The organism is Pseudomonas sp. H11T01, assembly GCF_048515765.1.
Lineage (GTDB): Bacteria > Pseudomonadota > Gammaproteobacteria > Pseudomonadales > Pseudomonadaceae > Aquipseudomonas.
Genome location: NZ_JBLYED010000009.1, coordinates 178,260 through 195,140 on the forward strand (window position 1 = coordinate 178,260; position 16,881 = coordinate 195,140).

Genomic DNA, 16,881 nt, shown 5'->3' on the forward strand with positions numbered 1-16,881 from the left:
CACCTTCAAGGGGCTTTCTATGAGGGCGGTGCCAATGGCTTATGCATGGGCGTCGCCGTAAGCCCGGCGACGGTGAAGGTTTCAGCCGATTGTCGGTACCCCAGCCGGGCATAAAAATCCAGGCCGGTGCGGGTACTGCTCAGGGTTGCTTCTGTCCATCCCTGCCCTGACAACCAGGCTTCAAGATCACGTACCAACGCCAGCCCGGCACCGCGTCGAAACCACTCGGGCTGGACATAACAAAAAGTTATGCGGCCAGAGTCCGCGGCCATACCGACCCCGATCGGTTTGTCGTGAAGCAGAGCCACATTCAAGTACCGCCGCTGGTCGGTCAGCCAGGGTAAAACATGGTCGACGGTTTTGTTGCGCGTCCAGGCAGCGACGATGTGCGGGTTGTTGCGGTGATCGACCGCACACCCCAGTTTGATCGAGCGCTCGAGTATCCGGCTGATAATGCCGGCATCGGCAGGTTTTGCCTTGCAGATTTCTATCGGTACATCCATAGCGCTATAACCTCAATCCATTGAGTCAGGCGCGGTGGACATTACCGTCACAACGCCCGCAATAGCGAATGGATTGAGGTTACATTTCTTGTGCGACGTAGCGTTTAAACAGACTGCAACGGCATGGTCAGCTCGACCCGCAGGCCGTCGGGTCGGCTGTCAAAATGCAGAACGCAGTCGCAACGCTGAACAATCGCCTGCACGATCGCCAGACCAAGGCCGCAACCGGTGCTCTTGCCGTTGCGCCAGAAGCGTTGAGTCAGGTGCTGCAGGTCTTCCTGAGCAATGCCGGGGCCATGGTCACGCACTAGAAAGCACACGCGATTGCCGATGGTTTCCAGCGTCAGCTCGACCGAAGCATCGCCCGGGGTGTGGCGCAAAGCGTTGTCCAACAGGTTGCGCAAGGCGGCAATCGACAATACGGACGGCATTTCTACGGGTGCGCAAGAGCAGTCGTCGGGCAGGTGCAATTTGATCCGCTGGCGATCGCCGCTGGCCGCATCCTGAATGGCCAGACGCGCCACCTGCTCGGCGTTGCACTGCACCCCGTCATCGAACGACAGGCTGCCTTCGACCCGGGCCAGCAGCAACAATTGCTCAAGGGTTCGATGCAAACGATCAGCGCCTTCTTCAGCCCGGGCCAAGGACTGATCCCGCGCCGCGCCTTCGGTCATCCGCGCCACCTGCAGGTGGGTCTTGATCGCCGTCAGCGGGCTGCGCAGTTCGTGGGCGGCATCACCGGTGAGACGGCGTTCGCGTTCGATGGTTTTGCCGATCCGCTGGAACAGCTGATTCTGGGTATCGAGCAACGGTTGCAGCTCGCTGGGCAGCGGCTGAATCTGCAAGGGTTCGAGAGAATCGGCACTGCGCCGCATCAAAGCATCGCGCATGCGGTTCAGCGGCGCCAGACCTTGGCCGATGCCCAGCCAGAGCAGGCACAGGCAGCCCAACAACGCCACGCCTACCGGTACCGATGCTGCGAGCAGCACCGAAAGGTTCAGCGCCTCACGCTCGACCTGACGGTCTGCGGTGGTAATACGCAGATCGCCTCTGTCCAGGGTAAAGCTGCGCCAACGCGCGCCGTCGATCATCTGGTCATGGAAGCCCATCTTCGCGGCTTCCAGCTTTTGCTCAGGGGTGCTGTGGCTGCGGGCGAGAATTTCGCCGCGCAAGGAGCTGACCTGACAGGCCATGCCTCCGGGAATGTTCAGTTGTTCGGCACTGAAATGCGTGCCCTCGCCTTTGCTCGGCAACGCCGGGAGTTGTTCCAGCAGCCCGGCGACCATACGTGCCGAGGCCACCAGCCGCTGGTCGAGTGAAAACATCATCTGATTGCGCAGATCACTGAGCATCCAGGCCGCGGCCAAGGCCCAGATCAGGGCGAAGGCAACACCGAGGGTCAGGCTCAGGCGCAAACGCAAACTCATCACGGCTATTGCTCCCCACCGTCCGCCGGCCCCAGGCGATAGCCCAGACCGCGCACGGTTTCGACGATACCGTTACCGAGTTTGCGCCGCAGGTGGTGGATATGCACGTTGAGGGCGTTGCTTTCCAATTCATCGTTGAAGCCGTAGACGCTGTCTTTCAGCTGCTCGCTGGACAGCACCCGCCCACGATTGTGCAACAACGCCTGCAACAGCGACTGCTCACGCCGCGACAGATCCACCGGCTGGCCGGCCAAAAAGGTTTCCCGACTGCTGGGGTTGTAGGTCAGACGCCCATGTTCGATCAGATTAACGCTGCGCCCGGCGACCCGGCGCAACAGGGTATGCAGGCGAGCGGCCAGTTCGCGCAGGTCAAAGGGCTTGAGCAGGTAGTCATCGGCACCGGCCTGCAAGCCGTCGACCCGATCGGTCACCGAATCGCGCGCGGTGAGAATCAGCACCGGCAGCTCCAGCCCTTGATGGCGCAGCTGCTGCAACAACTTCAGGCCGTCCTCGTCCGGCAAGCCGAGGTCGAGCACCATGACGTCGAACTCGGCCACCTTCAGCATTGCCCGTGCGGCGCCCGCCGTGGCGACGTGCTCCACCGTCAAGCCCTGGGCGGTGAGACCGGCGACAATACCGCTGGCGATCAGCTCATCATCTTCACAGACAAGTACGTGCATGGTGAGCCCTGTAGAAAAGCGTTGATTAAGACCGTACCGGATTAAGCGGGCATTATGCCCTGCCCTCTGCAAACATTAGGAAAAGTCCTACAACCCAACGATAGACGGGTTAATCACCGGTTAATCGCCGACACCCATTGTGCTCATCAACTGCACCGCTCTAAGGCTTTATTTCATGCGTCGACTGTTTGTTTTCTTTTTCATGCTTATCTCAGGCCTGGCTCAAGCGGGGTCAAATCCGTTCGAGACCAAACCCGAATTCCTGCCGGTCAGCAAAGCCTTCATGTTCACCTCTGAACGACTTGAGTCGGGGGAAACCCAGCTCTTTTGGCAAATTGCCGACGGCTATTACCTGTACCAACAACGACTTAAATTCGACGGTTTACCCGATGCACAAAAGCCACCGCTGCCCGAGGGCGAAGCCCACAGCGACGAGTTCTTCGGCGAACAACAGGTCTATCGCCAAGGTCTGGAACTGCGGATCCCGGCCGGAGCCAGCGGTCAGATCAAGGTCGGCTTTCAGGGCTGCGCCGATGCCGGTTTGTGTTATCCGCCGCAAACCGAGGTCGTCGACCTGGGTGGCAGCACGACGGTAGCAAACGCAACGCAAGCGCCGGATCAGGCACTTGCCAGCGGCCTGCAACAACGGGCGCTGGGCTGGAGTTTGCTGGTGTTTTTTGGCCTGGGCCTTCTGCTGGCGTTCACCCCGTGTTCACTTCCAATGTTGCCGATTCTCGCCGGCTTGATCGTCGGCAGTGGCGCCAGTCCCAAGCGTGGTTTTGCCCTTGCCGGCAGTTACGTGATCAGCATGGCGCTGGTGTACGCCGCGATGGGTGTTCTCGCCGCCCTGCTCGGCGCCAACCTGCCGGCGCTGTTGCAGCAACCCTGGATACTGGGCAGTTTTGCGGCGGTGTTCGTCCTGCTGTCACTGCCGATGTTCGGCTTCTTTGAACTGCAACTGCCAGTCGCGGTGCGTGATCGTCTGGAGAACGTAGGGCGCACACGCCGCGGCGGCAGCCTGATCGGCGCCGGGGTGCTGGGAGCCTTGTCCGGTCTGTTGGTGGGCCCGTGCATGACTGCGCCGCTGGCCGGTGCCTTGCTGTACATCGCCCAGAGCGGTAATGCGCTGCATGGCGGGTTGATCCTGTTCGCCATGGGCATCGGCATTGGCGTGCCGCTGTTGCTGCTGGTCACCGTCGGCAATCGCTTCCTGCCCAAGCCCGGCACCTGGATGAACCTGCTCAAGGGCATCTTCGGTTTCCTGTTCCTGGGCACCGCTATCCTGATGCTTCGCCCAGTGCTCGATGAGTCGCTGTGGATCGGTTTGTGGGGCGCGTTGTTGCTGATCATGGCCTATGCCGGTTGGCGGCAAACTGCTGGCTACGGGCACGCCACCCATGTGTTCGGCGCGAGTTCGGTGCTGTTCGGATTGTGGGGCAGCGTATTGTTGATCGGTGCCGCTGGTGGTAGCGATGATGTGTGGCGGCCGTTGCAGGTCTACAGCGCTTCTCGTTCAGTCAGTGTCGCCGGTCCCACGGCACACGAGGCTTTTATCACTGTCAAAGACCCTGCGGCCCTGCAAAGCGAACTGGACACCGCCAAGGCCCAAGGTAAATGGGTGTTGCTGGACTACTACGCGGACTGGTGCGTGTCGTGCAAAATCATGGAAAAACAGGTATTCGCCAAGGCTGAGGTATTGGCGGCCCTGAAAGACGTGCACCTGCTGCGCCTGGACGTGACCGCCGACAACACCGCCAGCCGCGAATTGCTCAGTCGCTACAAAGTGCCGGGGCCACCGAGCCTGTTATGGATCGGCCCGAACGGTGAAGAACGCCGCGGTCAGCGCATTACCGGTGAGGTCGATGCTCAAGCGTTCCTGCAACGCTGGACTATCACCCAGGAAGCCCGCTAATGCTGACTTTTACCATCGGCACGTTTGCCATCGCGCTCAACCATTTGTTACTGATCAGTGCCCTGGCACTGGCCACGCTGGTGGGTTGGCGTGTCGCCAAGCGCGGTGGCGAGAATCCTGAGTCGGTGCTGTTCAGCCTGTTTCTGTTGGGGATGTTGGCCGCTCGTGTGGGGTTTGTCATCGCCTACTGGACCCATTACCGTGATGACCTGTGGCAGGTCATCGATGTTCGCGACGGCGGTTTCCTGGCCTGGCCGGGCGTCATTGTCCTGCTGCTTGGCGCGGTGGTTTGGTGCTGGCGACGGCCTGTACTTCGGCGGCCACTGGGCTTCGGGGTGGGCAGCGGGTTGCTGTTTTGGCTGTTGGCGAGTTTTTCCCTGAACATCTACGAGCAAGGCACCCGTCTGCCCGACGTCGCCCTGCGCAATGTCAGGGGTGAAACGGTGCAACTGACCGGTTATCAGGGCGGGCCATTGGTGATCAACCTTTGGGCCACTTGGTGCCCGCCCTGCCGACGGGAAATGCCGGTACTGGAGAATGCCCAGCAGCAACGCCCGGACCTGACCTTTCTGTTCGTCAATCAGGCCGAAAGCATGCAAAGCGTCAGCACTTTCCTCGCCACTCAGGGCCTGAGCCTGACTAACGTACTGTTCGATGGCGGCGGCCGATTAGGCCAGGCCGTCGGTTCCATGGCGCTGCCGACTACGCTGTTCTATAGCGCCGACGGACGCCTGCTTGCCAGCCATTTGGGCGAATTGTCCGAAGCCAGCCTGGCTCGCGCGCTGGAAAATTTTGACACCCCGAATTCGACCTCGGCCACGCAGGCCGCCCCTTCAAGGAAACTGCCATGCCCCGCATCCGCAACTTGCTGACCCTGACGCTGGGCGCAGCTCTGCTACAAATACCGATGGTCCATGCCGAAGAATTGCCTGCGCCCATCCGCCAGATCGAAGCAAAAGGCGCAAAAATCATCGGCAGCTTCGACGCACCCGATGGCCTGCGTGGTTATGCCGCGCAATACCAGAACCGCGGCATGGCCTTGTACCTGACCCCGGACGGTAAACATGTGGTGGTCGGCAATCTGTACGACGCCGACGGTAAAGACTTGAGCCAGGCGCCGCTGCAAAAACTGGTTTACGCCCCGATGGCCAAGGAAGTCTGGGGCAAGATGGAAGGCAGCAACTGGATCGCCGATGGCAGCAAGGATGCACCGCGCATCGTCTACCTGTTCAGCGACCCCAACTGCCCGTACTGCAATATGTTCTGGGAACAAGCAAGACCTTGGGTGAAAGCCGGCAAGGTTCAGCTGCGGCACATCATGGTCGGCATCATCCGCGAAGACAGCCCGGGGAAATCTGCCGCATTACTGGCCAGTAAAGACCCGCAAAAAGCCCTCGCAGAACACGAAAAGGCCGGCAAAGACAGCTCGCTGAAACCGCTGACAACCGTCCCCGCTGCGATCCAGGCCAAGCTCGCCGCCAACATGCAGTTGATGGACGACCTTGAGCTGTCTGCCACCCCGGCGATTTTTTACATGGACGAAAAAGGCGAGCTGCAACAGCAGCAAGGGGCGCCATCGCCGGACAAATTGCTGAAGATTCTTGGGCCGAAGTAACCGTGTTTGAGGCGCTAATTCAGTTTTTCGTCACCGACATGACGGTGATCTTGTATGGATCGAAAATCTTCAGCATCTCGCCGTTTTCCCGTAGACGCGCAAGCAGCTTGCCGAACGCCTCACCAGTAATCGGCGCCGTCGGACGAATCAGGGCGTAGTGGTGATACACCTGATCGATACGCTCGGACACCAGTAACTGATCCGCCACTTTGTCATTGCGCAACATGTAGTCGCTCAAATACGAGCGGGTCACCAGCGCGATGTCCGCCCTGTCGCGCAGGATCATCAACAGGTTACTGTCGTGGGAATAGGTGAGCGTGGCATTGTAGTTTTCGGCGAGGAATTTGGGATCGGCGTTGAAATTGGAAAAGGCGTAGTGATAACCGCTGAACAGCGCCAGACGCTTGCCTTTCAAGTCGGTGAAGTAGTTTTGTTGACGACCGGGTTTGCGCTGCGCGACAAACACTTCCGCGTCTTCGAGCCCCATATCGACGCTGGTATGTGCGATATCCTTCCAACCCCAGTCCGGGTTCTCGAATATCGCCATGTCGGTCCGGCCTTCGCTGAAGTCAGTGAAGCGTCGAGGAATCGAAGTGGGCACCAGCTTGAACAGATAGTCGCTTTGCAGTTGGTTCAAGGCTGCCACCAATTGCGGCAGCAAACCTGTGTCGTCGCCCTTTTCCGGGCGGACGGTGTACGGCGGGAAATGTGCAGCGCCCACCTTGACCTCGACCGGATCCGCAGCCCAGGCGGGCAGGACAAATAGCGCACCGAGCGCCACCAGCAACATCCGCGAAGCCATCCGCATTGGCAAAAACATCAAGGCCACACACCTCTGGAAATATGGAAATACAATCAATACAACCAAGCTAGGCGGTTTCGCCCACTTAGACAACGTTGTGCCCGGTAATTAATTAGTTGCGTTATTTCCAAGCACCAGAATCAGCGCCTCCTCGGCCAACTGATCAAGGCTCATGCTGCCCTCGGGGCGAAACCAGGTGGTGGTCCAGGACAAGGCGCCGGTTAAAAATCGTCGGGTGATAAACACATCGCCTCTGATATAGCCGGCGTCCTTGGCCTCACCCAACACCTGCAGCCAGATCTGTTCATAGATATCACGCAGCGCCAGCACTTGGGCCTGGCCTTCTTCGGACAACGAACGCCACTCATACACCAGCACCGCCATCGCCTCGCCGCTGCCGCCCATGATCGATTGCAGTTCACAGCGGATCAGCGCCAGCACTCGCTCGCGCACGGTGCTCGCTTCAGCCAGCGAAGCACGCATCAACGCGGTGTTGTAGCGGATGGTTTCCTCCATGACTGCGCGCAGAATTTCATCTTTACTTTTGAAGTGATGAAAAATGCTTCCGGACTGAATGCCCACGGCGCTGGCCAGGTCACGCACGGTGGTGCGTTCGTAGCCCTTGTTGCGAAACAGGTGAGCGGCCATTTGCAGCAGTTTGCCGCGGGCACTTTCCGGGTCGGTCAGTTGCCCGTTGTCGACCAGGTCGCGCATTACCAGCAGGGCTTTTTGCTCGTCCACGCGTTCTCTCCTACATTCACTTCAGAAACCTTGGTTGCGCGGGCAATTTAAGCTGGCCAAGAGCACCAAGCAAGCGCTTGGGCCGAAGATATTCTCAGCATTTACAAACCAAGCGCTTGCTTGGTAGTCTCAATTGACTTCTGTCGGAGGCTGCCATGAGTAAAACCGTCCGCATCGGTTGCGCCAGTGCGTTCTGGGGCGACACCTCCACCGCCGCCGGGCAGTTGGTGGAAGGTGGCCGTCTGGACTACCTGGTGTTCGATTATCTGGCCGAAATCACCCTGTCGCTGCTGGCCGGCGCGCGAATGAAAGACCCTCAGGCCGGTTACGCCACCGACTTCGTCGAAATCCTCAGCCCTCTGTTATCAGAAATTTCCCGACAACATATCCGCGTTATCAGCAATGCCGGCGGGATCAATCCGCACGCCTGCGCTGCAGCCCTGCAAGCGGCCTGCGATCAAGCGGGAGTCAAACTGAAGATTGCCGTGCTGCTCGGTGATGACCTGCAACCGCAGTTCAAACAGCTGAGCAGCAGCGGCATTCATGAGATGTTCAACGGTGCGCCACTGCCTGCAATGTGTGTCTCGACCAACGCCTATCTTGGCGCTCCGGGTATCGTCGAAGCGCTGCGTCTGGGAGCGGATATCGTCATCACCGGGCGAGTGGTCGACAGCGCCGTGGTCAGCGCCGCGCTGGTGCATGAGTTCGGCTGGTCCTGGCAGGACTACGACAAATTGGCCCAGGCCGCACTGGCCGGGCATATTATCGAATGCGGCGCCCACTGCACTGGCGGCAACTTTACCGACTGGCGCGACGTGCCGGATTACGAGCACATCGGCTTCCCTATTGTCGAATTCAGCGCCGACAGCCAATTCATCGTCACTAAACCTGAAGGCTCCGGCGGGCTAATCACAGCGCTCACCGTCGGCGAACAGTTGCTCTACGAAATCGGTGACCCGCGAGCCTATCTGCTGCCCGACGTGGTCTGCGACTTCACCCAGGTCAAACTCCAGCAACAAGGCAAGAACGTCGTGCAGGTTCACGGCGCAAAAGGTTTGCCGCCCACCGACCAGTACAAAGTCAGCGCCACCTACCTGGATGGTTTTCGCTGCACCGCCAGTTGTCTGATTGCCGGGATCGATGCCGTCGCCAAAGCGCGTCGAGTCAGCCAGGCGATCATCGACAAGACGTCGCAAATGCTCAGCCTGCGCGGTTGGGCGCCTTACACCGAAGTGAATATCGAACTGCTCGGCAGCGAGGCCACCTACGGTCCTCATGGCCAACGCCAGGACAGCCGCGAAGTGGTCATCAAGCTGGCGGTGCGTCATCCGAATAAACAGGCGCTGATCCTGTTCTCCCGGGAAATCGCCCAGGCAGCCACTGGCATGGCGCCGGGGTTGACCGGGATCGTCGGCGGGCGGCCAACGGTGTATCCACTGATCCGGCTGTTTTCGTTTCTGATCGACAAATCCGCCTGCGAGCTCAAAATTGAAATGACCGGGCAACGTCATGCCTGTGCCCTGCCCGAGCTCGATCACCTCGACTCTGCCGCCCTCCCGGTTCCGTTCGATCCGCCAAAAGCCCAGGGCCGTGCCGACGCCAGCGTGGCGCTGGTCAAGCTGGCGGTCGCGCGCTCCGGCGACAAGGGCAATCACAGCAATATCGGGGTTATGGCGCGCAAGCCTGAATACCTGCCCTGGATTGCTGAAGCACTGACCCCCGAAGTGATCGTCGACTGGATGAGCCACGTCCTCGATCCGGTACACGGGCGAGTCGAGCGCTGGTATTTACCAGGCACTCACAGCCTGAATTTTTTACTGGAAAACGCCCTCGGTGGCGGCGGTGTCGCCAGCCTGCGGATCGACCCGCAAGGCAAGGCCTTCGCCCAGCAGCTATTGGAAATCCAGATTCCGGTGCCGCAAAGCATCGCCGACCTTGTCAACTAGAGGACTGCCGCCGTGGCCTACAACTCCATCTTCAAACCCGACTTGTTCACCGGCCAGACCATTATCGTCACCGGCGGCGGCAGCGGTATCGGCCGTTGCACCGCTCACGAACTGGCAGCCCTTGGCGCTCATGTGCTGTTGGTCGGACGCAAGGCAGACAAGCTGAAAACCGTCGCTGCGGAAATTCTCGAAGACGGCGGTAGAGCCAGTTACCAGACCTGCGATATCCGCGACGAAGACGCGGTCACGATTCTGATCAGGCAACTGATCAGCAAGCACGGACCGATTCACGGTCTGGTCAATAATGCCGGCGGGCAATACCCGGCACCCTTGGCGTCGATCAATCAGAAGGGCTTCGAAACCATACTGCGGACCAATCTGGTGGGCGGTTTTCTGATGGCCCGGGAAGTGTTCAACCAGTCCATGAGCAAACACGGTGGGGCCATCGTCAATATGATCGCCGACATGTGGGGCGGCATGCCCGGCATGGGCCACTCCGGCGCCGCGCGTTCGGGTATGGACAACTTGACCAAGACTGCCGCCTTCGAATGGGGTTACGCCGGGGTGCGAGTCAATGCCGTGGCACCGGGCTGGGTCGCTTCCAGCGGGATGGACACCTATGAAGGCGCGTACAAAGCAGTGATTCCAACCTTGCGCGAACATGTGCCGCTCAAGCGCATCGGCACTGAGTCGGAGATCAGCGCGGCGATTGTCTTCCTGCTCAGCCCGGCTGCGGCCTTCATCAGCGGCAGTACCTTACGCATCGACGGTGCGGCCAGCCTCGGCGGTCGGGCATGGCCCATACACAAGGCGCAACCCAGTGAATCCTTCAATGGTTTTCACCGTGCCGAATTGCCGGACGTGCTCAAGGGTAAGGAATAGCCCATGCCGGTGATTCAGTCCCTGCTCGACCCGCACAGCGCGCAATTCGCCCAGAACCGCGAGGCGATGCTGGCCGCTGTCGCGCAGGTCCGCCAGTTGGAGCGGAACCTGCTGAGCAAAGCGGCCGAGGCCAAACCGAGGTTCGACAAACGCGGGCAACTGTTGCCCCGCGAACGTCTGAATCTGCTGCTTGACCCTGGCGCGCCGTTTCTCGAATTGGCGAGCCTGGCCGGCTATAAATTGCACGACGACAAGGACGGCAGCCAGGCCGGTGGCGGGTTGATCGCCGGGATTGGTTATGTGTCCGGCGTGCGGGTACTGGTGGTCGCCAACAACAGTGCGATCAAGGGCGGAACCATCTCCCCCAGCGGCCTGAAAAAGTCCCTTCGCCTGCAGCAGATCGCCATGGAAAACAAACTGCCGGTGGTGACGCTGGCCGAAAGCGGCGGCGCCAACCTTAATTACGCGGCGGAAATTTTCGTCGAGGGCGCCCGCAGTTTTGCCAACCAGGCGCGGATGTCGGCCATGGGCCTGCCGCAGATCACGGTGGTGCACGGCTCGGCAACGGCCGGCGGGGCTTATCAACCCGGTTTGTCGGACTACGTGGTGGTGGTGCGCGGCAAGGCCAAGCTGTTTCTCGCAGGTCCCCCGCTACTCAAGGCAGCCACCGGCGAAGTCGCCACTGACGAAGAACTGGGCGGCGCTGAAATGCACGCGCAAACCGCCGGTACCGCCGAGTACCTGGCCGAGAACGATGCCGACGGTTTGCGCATCGTCCGCGAGATTGTCGGCCTGTTGCCGTGGAACGCGCAGCTGCCAGGGCAATCAGTCAGGACCTGGGCCGAGCCGCTCTATCCAATCGACGAGTTGCTGGGATTGATCCCCAACGATCCGAAAAAGCCCTATGACGTTCGGGAAATCATCGCCCGGCTGGCAGACGGTTCGAGCTTCCTGGAGTTCAAGGGTGAGTTCGATCAGCAAACGATCTGCGGCCACGTGCAGATCCAGGGCCGGCCCTGTGGCTTTATCGGCAACAACGGCCCCATCACGCCCAAAGGCGCGAGCAAGGCAGCACAGTTCATTCAGCTCTGCGACCAGAGCCAAACGCCGCTGCTGTTCTTCCACAACACCACAGGATTCATGGTCGGCACCGAGTCGGAACAACAGGGCGTGATCAAACACGGTGCGAAGATGATTCAGGCCGTGGCCAATGCCCGCGTACCGAAACTGACCATTGTCGTCGGCGGCTCTTACGGCGCGGGCAATTACGCAATGTGCGGCCGTGGCCTCGATCCACGCTTCATCTTCGCCTGGCCCAACAGCCGCACCGCAGTGATGGGCGGCGCCCAGGCCGGCAAGGTGCTGCGCATCGTCACCGAAGCCAAGCAGGCCAAGGACGGCTTGATCGCCGACCCGAAGATGCTCGACATGCTCGAACAGGTCACTGCGCAAAAACTCGACAGCCAGTCCACTGCGCTGTACGGCAGCGCGAATCTGTGGGATGACGGCCTGATCGATCCACGGGATACGCGGATATTGTTGGGCTATCTGCTGGATATTTGTCACGAGGCGCAGGTGCGTCGACTACAACCCAATAGCTTTGGTGTGGCGCGTTTTTGATCAGGAGAACAATAAAAAATGATCTTCACCCAGGAACACGAAGAACTGCGTCGCACGGTACGCAATTTTGTCGATCGCGAGATCAATCCCCACGTCGACGAATGGGAAAAGGCCGGGCGTTTTCCGATCCATGAGATTTTCCGCAAGGCCGGCGACTTGGGTTTGCTGGGGATTTCCAAACCGGAAAAATTCGGCGGCATGGGCCTCGATTACAGCTACTCGATCGTCGCCGCCGAAGAGTTCGGCACCATCCATTGCGGCGGCATCCCGATGTCCATCGGCGTGCAGACCGACATGTGCACCCCGGCGCTGGCGCGGTTCGGCTCCGATGAGCTGCGTGATGAGTTCCTGCGCCCGGCCATCAGTGGCGAATACGTCGGTTGTATCGGCGTCTCGGAAGTCGGTGCCGGTTCCGACGTTGCCGGGCTGAAAACCACCGCCCGTAAGGACGGCGACGACTATGTGATTAACGGCAGCAAGATGTGGATCACCAACTCGCCAAGCGCCGATTTTATCTGCCTGCTGGCCAACACCTCGGACGACAAACCCCACGTCAACAAATCGCTGATCATGGTGCCGATGAACAACGCCGGCATCAGCCTCAGCTCGCACTTGGATAAGCTCGGCATGCGCAGCTCGGAAACCGCACAGGTATTTTTCGATAACGTGCGCGTGCCGAAGCGTTACCGCATCGGTCATGAAGGCGCGGGGTTCATGTTGCAGATGTTGCAGTTCCAGGAAGAACGGCTGTTCGGCGCGGCGAACATGATCAAAGGCCTGGAATACTGCGTCGACAGCACCATCGAGTATTGCAAAGAGCGCAAGACATTCGGCAACGCCCTGATCGACAACCAGGTAATCCATTTCCGCCTGGCCGAGCTGCAAACCGAAATCGAATGCTTGCGCGCGCTGGTCTATCAGGCCACCGAGCAATACATCAAAGGTCAGGACGTCACTCGCCTCGCTTCCATGGCCAAGCTCAAGGCTGGACGGCTGGGTCGGGAAGTCAGCGACAGCTGCCTGCAATACTGGGGCGGCATGGGCTTCATGTGGGACAACCCGGTGGCCCGTGCCTATCGCGATGTGCGGCTGGTCTCGATTGGCGGCGGCGCCGACGAAATCATGCTGGGCATCATCTGCAAACTGATGGGTATCCTGCCGGGGAAAAAACCATGAGCCCACTACCCGCCTGCGAAACGCTGTTGCTGGAACCCCACAGCGGCGTGTTGCATATCACCTTGAACCGACCTGAAAGCCGCAATGCCATGAGCCTGCAAATGGTCGCGGAATTGCGTGCCGTGCTAGCCGCTGTGCGTGACGATCGCCAGATGCGCGCACTGGTGATCAGCGGCGCTGGTGGCCACTTCTCGGCCGGCGCGGACTTGAAAGACATGGTCAACGCCCGCAGCCAGGGCCCGACGGCTTATCGAGAGTTGAACCGCACCTTCGGCGCCCTGCTGGAAGAGACCGAACAAGCGCCGCAAGTGGTGATCACGGTGTTGCAAGGTGCCGTTCTGGGCGGTGGTTTCGGCCTGGCTTGCGTCAGCGATATCGCGATGGCCGATCATCAAGCGCAGTTCGGCATGCCGGAAACCAGCCTCGGCTTGCTGCCGGCGCAAATAGCGCCGTTCGTGGTCAAGCGCATCGGTCTGACCCAGGCTCGCCGATTGGCACTGACCGCAGCACGTTTTGACGGCAATGAAGCCGGGCGTCTGGGTCTGGTGCATTTTGTCGAAAACGATCCGCAAGCCCTGGCCGAACGCCTCGACGAAGTGCTCGCTCATGTCTTGTGTTGCGCCCCCGGTGCCAATGCCGCCACCAAAGCCCTGCTGCTGGCCAGCGCCGAACAGCCTCAGGGGCTGTTGCTCGATCAAGCCGCCGACTGGTTCAGCGCTGCCGTGACCGGGCCGGAAGGTATCGAAGGGACCACGGCTTTCTTACAGAAACGCCCACCGAGTTGGGCCCCCTAAAAGCATCGCGAGCAGGCTCGCTCCCACAGGGGATCTTCAGTGTGAACATGATTGGGTGATCACCTCAGATCCAGGGTGGGAGCGAGCCTGCTCGCGATAGGGCCCTAACAGACACTGCAAAACACAACGGAATCGACCCATGCCCGCCTTCAGCAAAATCCTGATCGCCAACCGCGGTGAAATCGCCTGTCGCATCCAGCGCACCGCTCAGGCGCTGGGTTACCGCACAGTCGCGGTGTTCAGTGATGCCGATGCCAACGCACGCCATGTGCAACTGGCCGACGAAGCGGTGAACATCGGCCCCGCGCCCGTGCAGCAGTCCTACTTGAACGCTGCCGCGATCATCGACGCGGCACAGCGCAGCGGTGCTGATGCGATCCATCCCGGTTATGGCTTTCTCTCGGAAAACGCCGCATTCGCCACAGCCTGCAAGAAAGCCGGAATCACCTTTATCGGTCCCAGCCCCGAGGCCATCGAATTGATGGGCAGCAAACGGCTGTCGAAAATCGCCATGCTCGTCGCGGGCGTGCCGTGCATCGGTGGCTATCAAGGCACCGAACAGGACAATGCAACCCTGAGCCGCGAAGCCGAGCGCATCGGTTATCCGTTGATGATCAAGGCCAGCGCCGGTGGTGGCGGGCGCGGCTTGCGCCTGGTGCACGAAGCCCGCGAACTGCGCAAGCAAATCCGCACGGCCCGCTCCGAAGCCCTGCACGCGTTTGGCAGCGACGAACTGATTCTGGAACAAGCGCTGATCGAACCGCGACATGTAGAAATCCAGCTGTTTGGCGACCAGCACGGCAACCTGATTTATCTTGGCGAGCGCGATTGCTCGATCCAGCGCCGCCATCAGAAAGTCATCGAGGAAGCGCCCTGCCCGGTGATGACCGCCGAGTTGCGTCAGGCCATGGGGGACGCGGCACTCAAGGCCGGTCGCGCGGTGCATTACGTCGGCGCCGGCACCGTGGAATTTTTGCTGGATCAGCGTGGGCAGTTTTACTTTCTGGAAATGAACACCCGCTTGCAGGTCGAGCATCCGGTGACTGAGCTGATCACCGGCCTTGATCTGGTGGCCTGGCAACTGCACGTCGCCGCCGGACTGCCCTTACCGTTGCGCCAGGAGCAGGTCGAACTCAAAGGCCATGCGATCGAAGTGCGCTTGTACGCCGAGGACCCAGCCGAAGATTTTCTGCCGCAGACCGGTGAGGTCGTGCGCTGGGAACCTGCCGTGCAGAACGGCGTGCGCATCGACCATGGCCTGCTCGAAGGCCAGACTGTCAGCCCGTTCTATGACCCGCTGCTCGGCAAAATCATCGCCCACGGCGCCACCCGCGAAGAGGCGCGGCGCAAGTTGCTGCGAGCGGTCGAGGACAGCGTGTTGCTGGGCCTGCAAAGTAATCAGCGCTTGCTGGCCAATCTGCTTGAACACCCGCAGTTCATTGCTGGCGAGTTCAGTACGGCGTTCATTGCTCAGCACTTCACCGACGCCCCCAGCTTGCACCCCCATACACCCACCGCCGAAGAACTGGCCATCGCCGCCGCGCTGTTCTATCAGCATTCGGCCAGCATCCATTCAACCGCGCTCGCGGGTTGGCGCAACAACGCCAGTGTGCCGCTGCACTACCGCATCGGCCAAGAGGATGCGCAGTGGACACTGGAACTGACCGCCCTGCCCTCAGGGCACTTGCATATTCAGGTCGCCGAAAAAAAACTCGAACTGAAACTGCTCGATAGCGACGGACGCTGGGCCAGCCTTGAAATCAACGGTATCCGCCGCCGTTACGCCTACCGGCTCGAGGCCGGGCAGCTGTGGTTGTTCACCCGCCCCGGCAGCCTGCACCTGTGCGATCAAACCCGGGCGGCATTGGTTAACAGTCAGTTCAGCAGTCAGGTCAGCGTCAGCACCCACACCCTGAAAGCGCCGATGGATGGGGCTATTGTTGACGTCTTGGTCAGCGAAGGCAGCCCGGTCAGCAAGGGTCAGCTATTACTGGTGCTCGAAGCGATGAAAATGGAGCATCCGCTCAAGTCCGGTATCGACGGGGTGATCAAGTGCATCCAGGTACGCCTGGGGGATCAGGTAAAAAACCGACAAATTCTGCTGGAGGTCGAATAAGCAACTAGCTACGCTCAGCCTCATCAGGACGCGGATATCAGGAAGCCTGCGATGACTCACTGGCTGGTTATTGATCTTGAAGCCACAACCGATGACGGCGGTTGGCCTGTGGCCGAAATGGAAATCATCGAAATCGGCGCCACCTTGGTGAACCGCGAAGGTCGGGAGCTGGATAGCTTCCAACGGTTCGTACGCCCCTTGCGACGGCCGTTGCTGACGCCGTTCTGTCGCGAGTTGACGCATATCACCCAGGCTAATATCGACTCTGCGCTGACCTTGCCCGAAGTCTGGCCGCTGTTCGAACGCTGGCTCGGCCAGCATTCATCGCGTCTGGACGGTTGGGCCAGTTGGGGCGATTACGATCGCAAGCAACTGGAACAGGAATGGCAACGCCTGCAGTTGCACAGTGCGCTGAGCCGGGTGCCCCACATAAACCTCAAACAGCGCTTTGCCAAGGCCCGTCGACTGGAGCGCCCGCTAGGGCTCAATGGTGCGCTGCAACTGGCCGGGATGCAGTTCACTGGTCAACAGCATCGGGCATTGGAAGATGCGCGCAATACCGCACGCCTGTTACCGCTGAGTCTTCCGCTCCAGAGCTGAAATACCTCGCCGTAGCAGCTGCCGAGCCGTGCGAGGCTGCGTTCGACTGCGAAGCGGTCGTTAAATC

At 60.2% G+C, this 16,881-nt stretch carries 15 protein-coding genes; 10 read left to right on the forward strand and 5 right to left on the reverse strand.

Going from position 1 to position 16,881, the window contains the following annotated elements:
• Positions 1-17: 17 nt before the first annotated feature.
• The 3 genes from ACN1C3_RS14415 to ACN1C3_RS14425 all read right to left on the reverse strand — a co-directional run bounded on the left by ACN1C3_RS14415 (position 18) and on the right by ACN1C3_RS14425 (position 2,610).
• Complete coding sequence (locus ACN1C3_RS14415) at positions 18-503, reverse strand: GNAT family N-acetyltransferase (protein WP_419116476.1); 486 nt, start codon at positions 501-503, stop codon at positions 18-20.
• 104 nt (positions 504-607) lie between these two features.
• Positions 608-1,933, reverse strand: a complete 1,326-nt coding sequence (locus ACN1C3_RS14420) for an ATP-binding protein (RefSeq protein ID WP_419116477.1) — start codon at positions 1,931-1,933, stop codon at positions 608-610.
• A 2-nt stretch (positions 1,934-1,935) separates the two neighbouring features.
• On the reverse strand, positions 1,936-2,610 hold the full coding sequence (locus ACN1C3_RS14425) for a response regulator (protein WP_419116478.1): 675 nt from the start codon (positions 2,608-2,610) through the stop codon (positions 1,936-1,938).
• 175 nt (positions 2,611-2,785) lie between these two features.
• Here ACN1C3_RS14425 and dsbD point away from each other — a divergent pair, with 175 nt between their 5' ends.
• From dsbD to dsbG, 3 genes are read left to right on the forward strand one after another with little or no spacing between them, the layout of a single operon-like run.
• Positions 2,786-4,522 (forward strand): protein-disulfide reductase DsbD, encoded by a 1,737-nt coding sequence (gene dsbD, locus ACN1C3_RS14430; protein ID WP_419116479.1) that lies wholly within the window; start codon positions 2,786-2,788, stop codon positions 4,520-4,522.
• Complete coding sequence (locus ACN1C3_RS14435; protein WP_419116480.1) at positions 4,522-5,394, forward strand: prolipoprotein diacylglyceryl transferase family protein; 873 nt, start codon at positions 4,522-4,524, stop codon at positions 5,392-5,394. The genes dsbD and ACN1C3_RS14435 overlap by 1 nt, the downstream gene beginning before the upstream one ends.
• A complete protein-coding gene (gene dsbG, locus ACN1C3_RS14440) occupies positions 5,370-6,137 on the forward strand; it encodes a thiol:disulfide interchange protein DsbG (protein ID WP_419116481.1) in 768 nt (255 codons plus the stop codon). Before ACN1C3_RS14435 ends, dsbG begins: the two co-directional genes overlap by 25 nt.
• Before the next feature lie 19 nt (positions 6,138-6,156).
• Here the strand turns inward: dsbG and ACN1C3_RS14445 are convergent, their stop codons facing one another.
• Together ACN1C3_RS14445 and ACN1C3_RS14450 are read right to left on the reverse strand one after the other, a co-directional pair.
• The gene (locus ACN1C3_RS14445) at positions 6,157-6,957 is read right to left on the reverse strand and encodes a substrate-binding periplasmic protein (RefSeq protein WP_419116482.1); all 801 of its coding nucleotides are present in this window, start codon (positions 6,955-6,957) and stop codon (positions 6,157-6,159) included.
• A 90-nt stretch (positions 6,958-7,047) separates the two neighbouring features.
• Entirely contained in the window at positions 7,048-7,680 is a 633-nt protein-coding gene (locus tag ACN1C3_RS14450; protein ID WP_419116483.1) for a TetR/AcrR family transcriptional regulator, read from the reverse strand.
• A 155-nt stretch (positions 7,681-7,835) separates the two neighbouring features.
• Here ACN1C3_RS14450 and ACN1C3_RS14455 point away from each other — a divergent pair, with 155 nt between their 5' ends.
• The 7 genes from ACN1C3_RS14455 to ACN1C3_RS14485 all read left to right on the forward strand — a co-directional run bounded on the left by ACN1C3_RS14455 (position 7,836) and on the right by ACN1C3_RS14485 (position 16,814).
• On the forward strand, positions 7,836-9,626 hold the full coding sequence (locus tag ACN1C3_RS14455) for an acyclic terpene utilization AtuA family protein (RefSeq protein ID WP_419116484.1): 1,791 nt from the start codon (positions 7,836-7,838) through the stop codon (positions 9,624-9,626).
• A gap of 12 nt (positions 9,627-9,638) precedes the next feature.
• Complete coding sequence (locus tag ACN1C3_RS14460; RefSeq protein WP_419116485.1) at positions 9,639-10,508, forward strand: SDR family oxidoreductase; 870 nt, start codon at positions 9,639-9,641, stop codon at positions 10,506-10,508.
• A 3-nt stretch (positions 10,509-10,511) separates the two neighbouring features.
• On the forward strand, positions 10,512-12,128 hold the full coding sequence (atuC, locus tag ACN1C3_RS14465; RefSeq protein ID WP_419116486.1) for a geranyl-CoA carboxylase subunit beta: 1,617 nt from the start codon (positions 10,512-10,514) through the stop codon (positions 12,126-12,128).
• Between the two features lie 18 nt (positions 12,129-12,146).
• Positions 12,147-13,304 (forward strand): citronellyl-CoA dehydrogenase, encoded by a 1,158-nt coding sequence (gene atuD / locus ACN1C3_RS14470; RefSeq protein ID WP_419116487.1) that lies wholly within the window; start codon positions 12,147-12,149, stop codon positions 13,302-13,304.
• On the forward strand, positions 13,301-14,098 hold the full coding sequence (locus tag ACN1C3_RS14475; protein WP_419116488.1) for an enoyl-CoA hydratase/isomerase family protein: 798 nt from the start codon (positions 13,301-13,303) through the stop codon (positions 14,096-14,098). The genes atuD and ACN1C3_RS14475 overlap by 4 nt, the downstream gene beginning before the upstream one ends.
• 139 nt (positions 14,099-14,237) lie before the next feature.
• Positions 14,238-16,214, forward strand: coding sequence for an acetyl/propionyl/methylcrotonyl-CoA carboxylase subunit alpha (locus ACN1C3_RS14480; protein WP_419116489.1), 1,977 nt, complete (start codon positions 14,238-14,240; stop codon positions 16,212-16,214).
• A 51-nt stretch (positions 16,215-16,265) separates the two neighbouring features.
• Positions 16,266-16,814, forward strand: a complete 549-nt coding sequence (locus tag ACN1C3_RS14485; RefSeq protein WP_419116490.1) for an exonuclease domain-containing protein — start codon at positions 16,266-16,268, stop codon at positions 16,812-16,814.
• The last annotated feature ends 67 nt before the right edge of the window (positions 16,815-16,881 follow it).

Excerpts from the sequence above, each read along its gene's own strand:
- ACN1C3_RS14415 (WP_419116476.1), bottom strand. The coding sequence starts at position 503 with ATGGATGTACCGATAGAAATCTGCAAGGCAAAACCTGCCGATGCCGGC.
- ACN1C3_RS14425 (WP_419116478.1), bottom strand. The coding sequence starts at position 2,610 with ATGCACGTACTTGTCTGTGAAGATGATGAGCTGATCGCCAGCGGTATT.
- dsbD (WP_419116479.1), top strand. The coding sequence starts at position 2,786 with ATGCGTCGACTGTTTGTTTTCTTTTTCATGCTTATCTCAGGCCTGGCT.
- ACN1C3_RS14435 (WP_419116480.1), top strand. The coding sequence starts at position 4,522 with ATGCTGACTTTTACCATCGGCACGTTTGCCATCGCGCTCAACCATTTG.
- dsbG (WP_419116481.1), top strand. The coding sequence starts at position 5,370 with ATGCCCCGCATCCGCAACTTGCTGACCCTGACGCTGGGCGCAGCTCTG.
- ACN1C3_RS14445 (WP_419116482.1), bottom strand. The coding sequence starts at position 6,957 with ATGTTTTTGCCAATGCGGATGGCTTCGCGGATGTTGCTGGTGGCGCTC.
- ACN1C3_RS14455 (WP_419116484.1), top strand. The coding sequence starts at position 7,836 with ATGAGTAAAACCGTCCGCATCGGTTGCGCCAGTGCGTTCTGGGGCGAC.
- atuC (WP_419116486.1), top strand. The coding sequence starts at position 10,512 with ATGCCGGTGATTCAGTCCCTGCTCGACCCGCACAGCGCGCAATTCGCC.
- atuD (WP_419116487.1), top strand. The coding sequence starts at position 12,147 with ATGATCTTCACCCAGGAACACGAAGAACTGCGTCGCACGGTACGCAAT.
- ACN1C3_RS14475 (WP_419116488.1), top strand. The coding sequence starts at position 13,301 with ATGAGCCCACTACCCGCCTGCGAAACGCTGTTGCTGGAACCCCACAGC.
- ACN1C3_RS14480 (WP_419116489.1), top strand. The coding sequence starts at position 14,238 with ATGCCCGCCTTCAGCAAAATCCTGATCGCCAACCGCGGTGAAATCGCC.
- ACN1C3_RS14485 (WP_419116490.1), top strand. The coding sequence starts at position 16,266 with ATGACTCACTGGCTGGTTATTGATCTTGAAGCCACAACCGATGACGGC.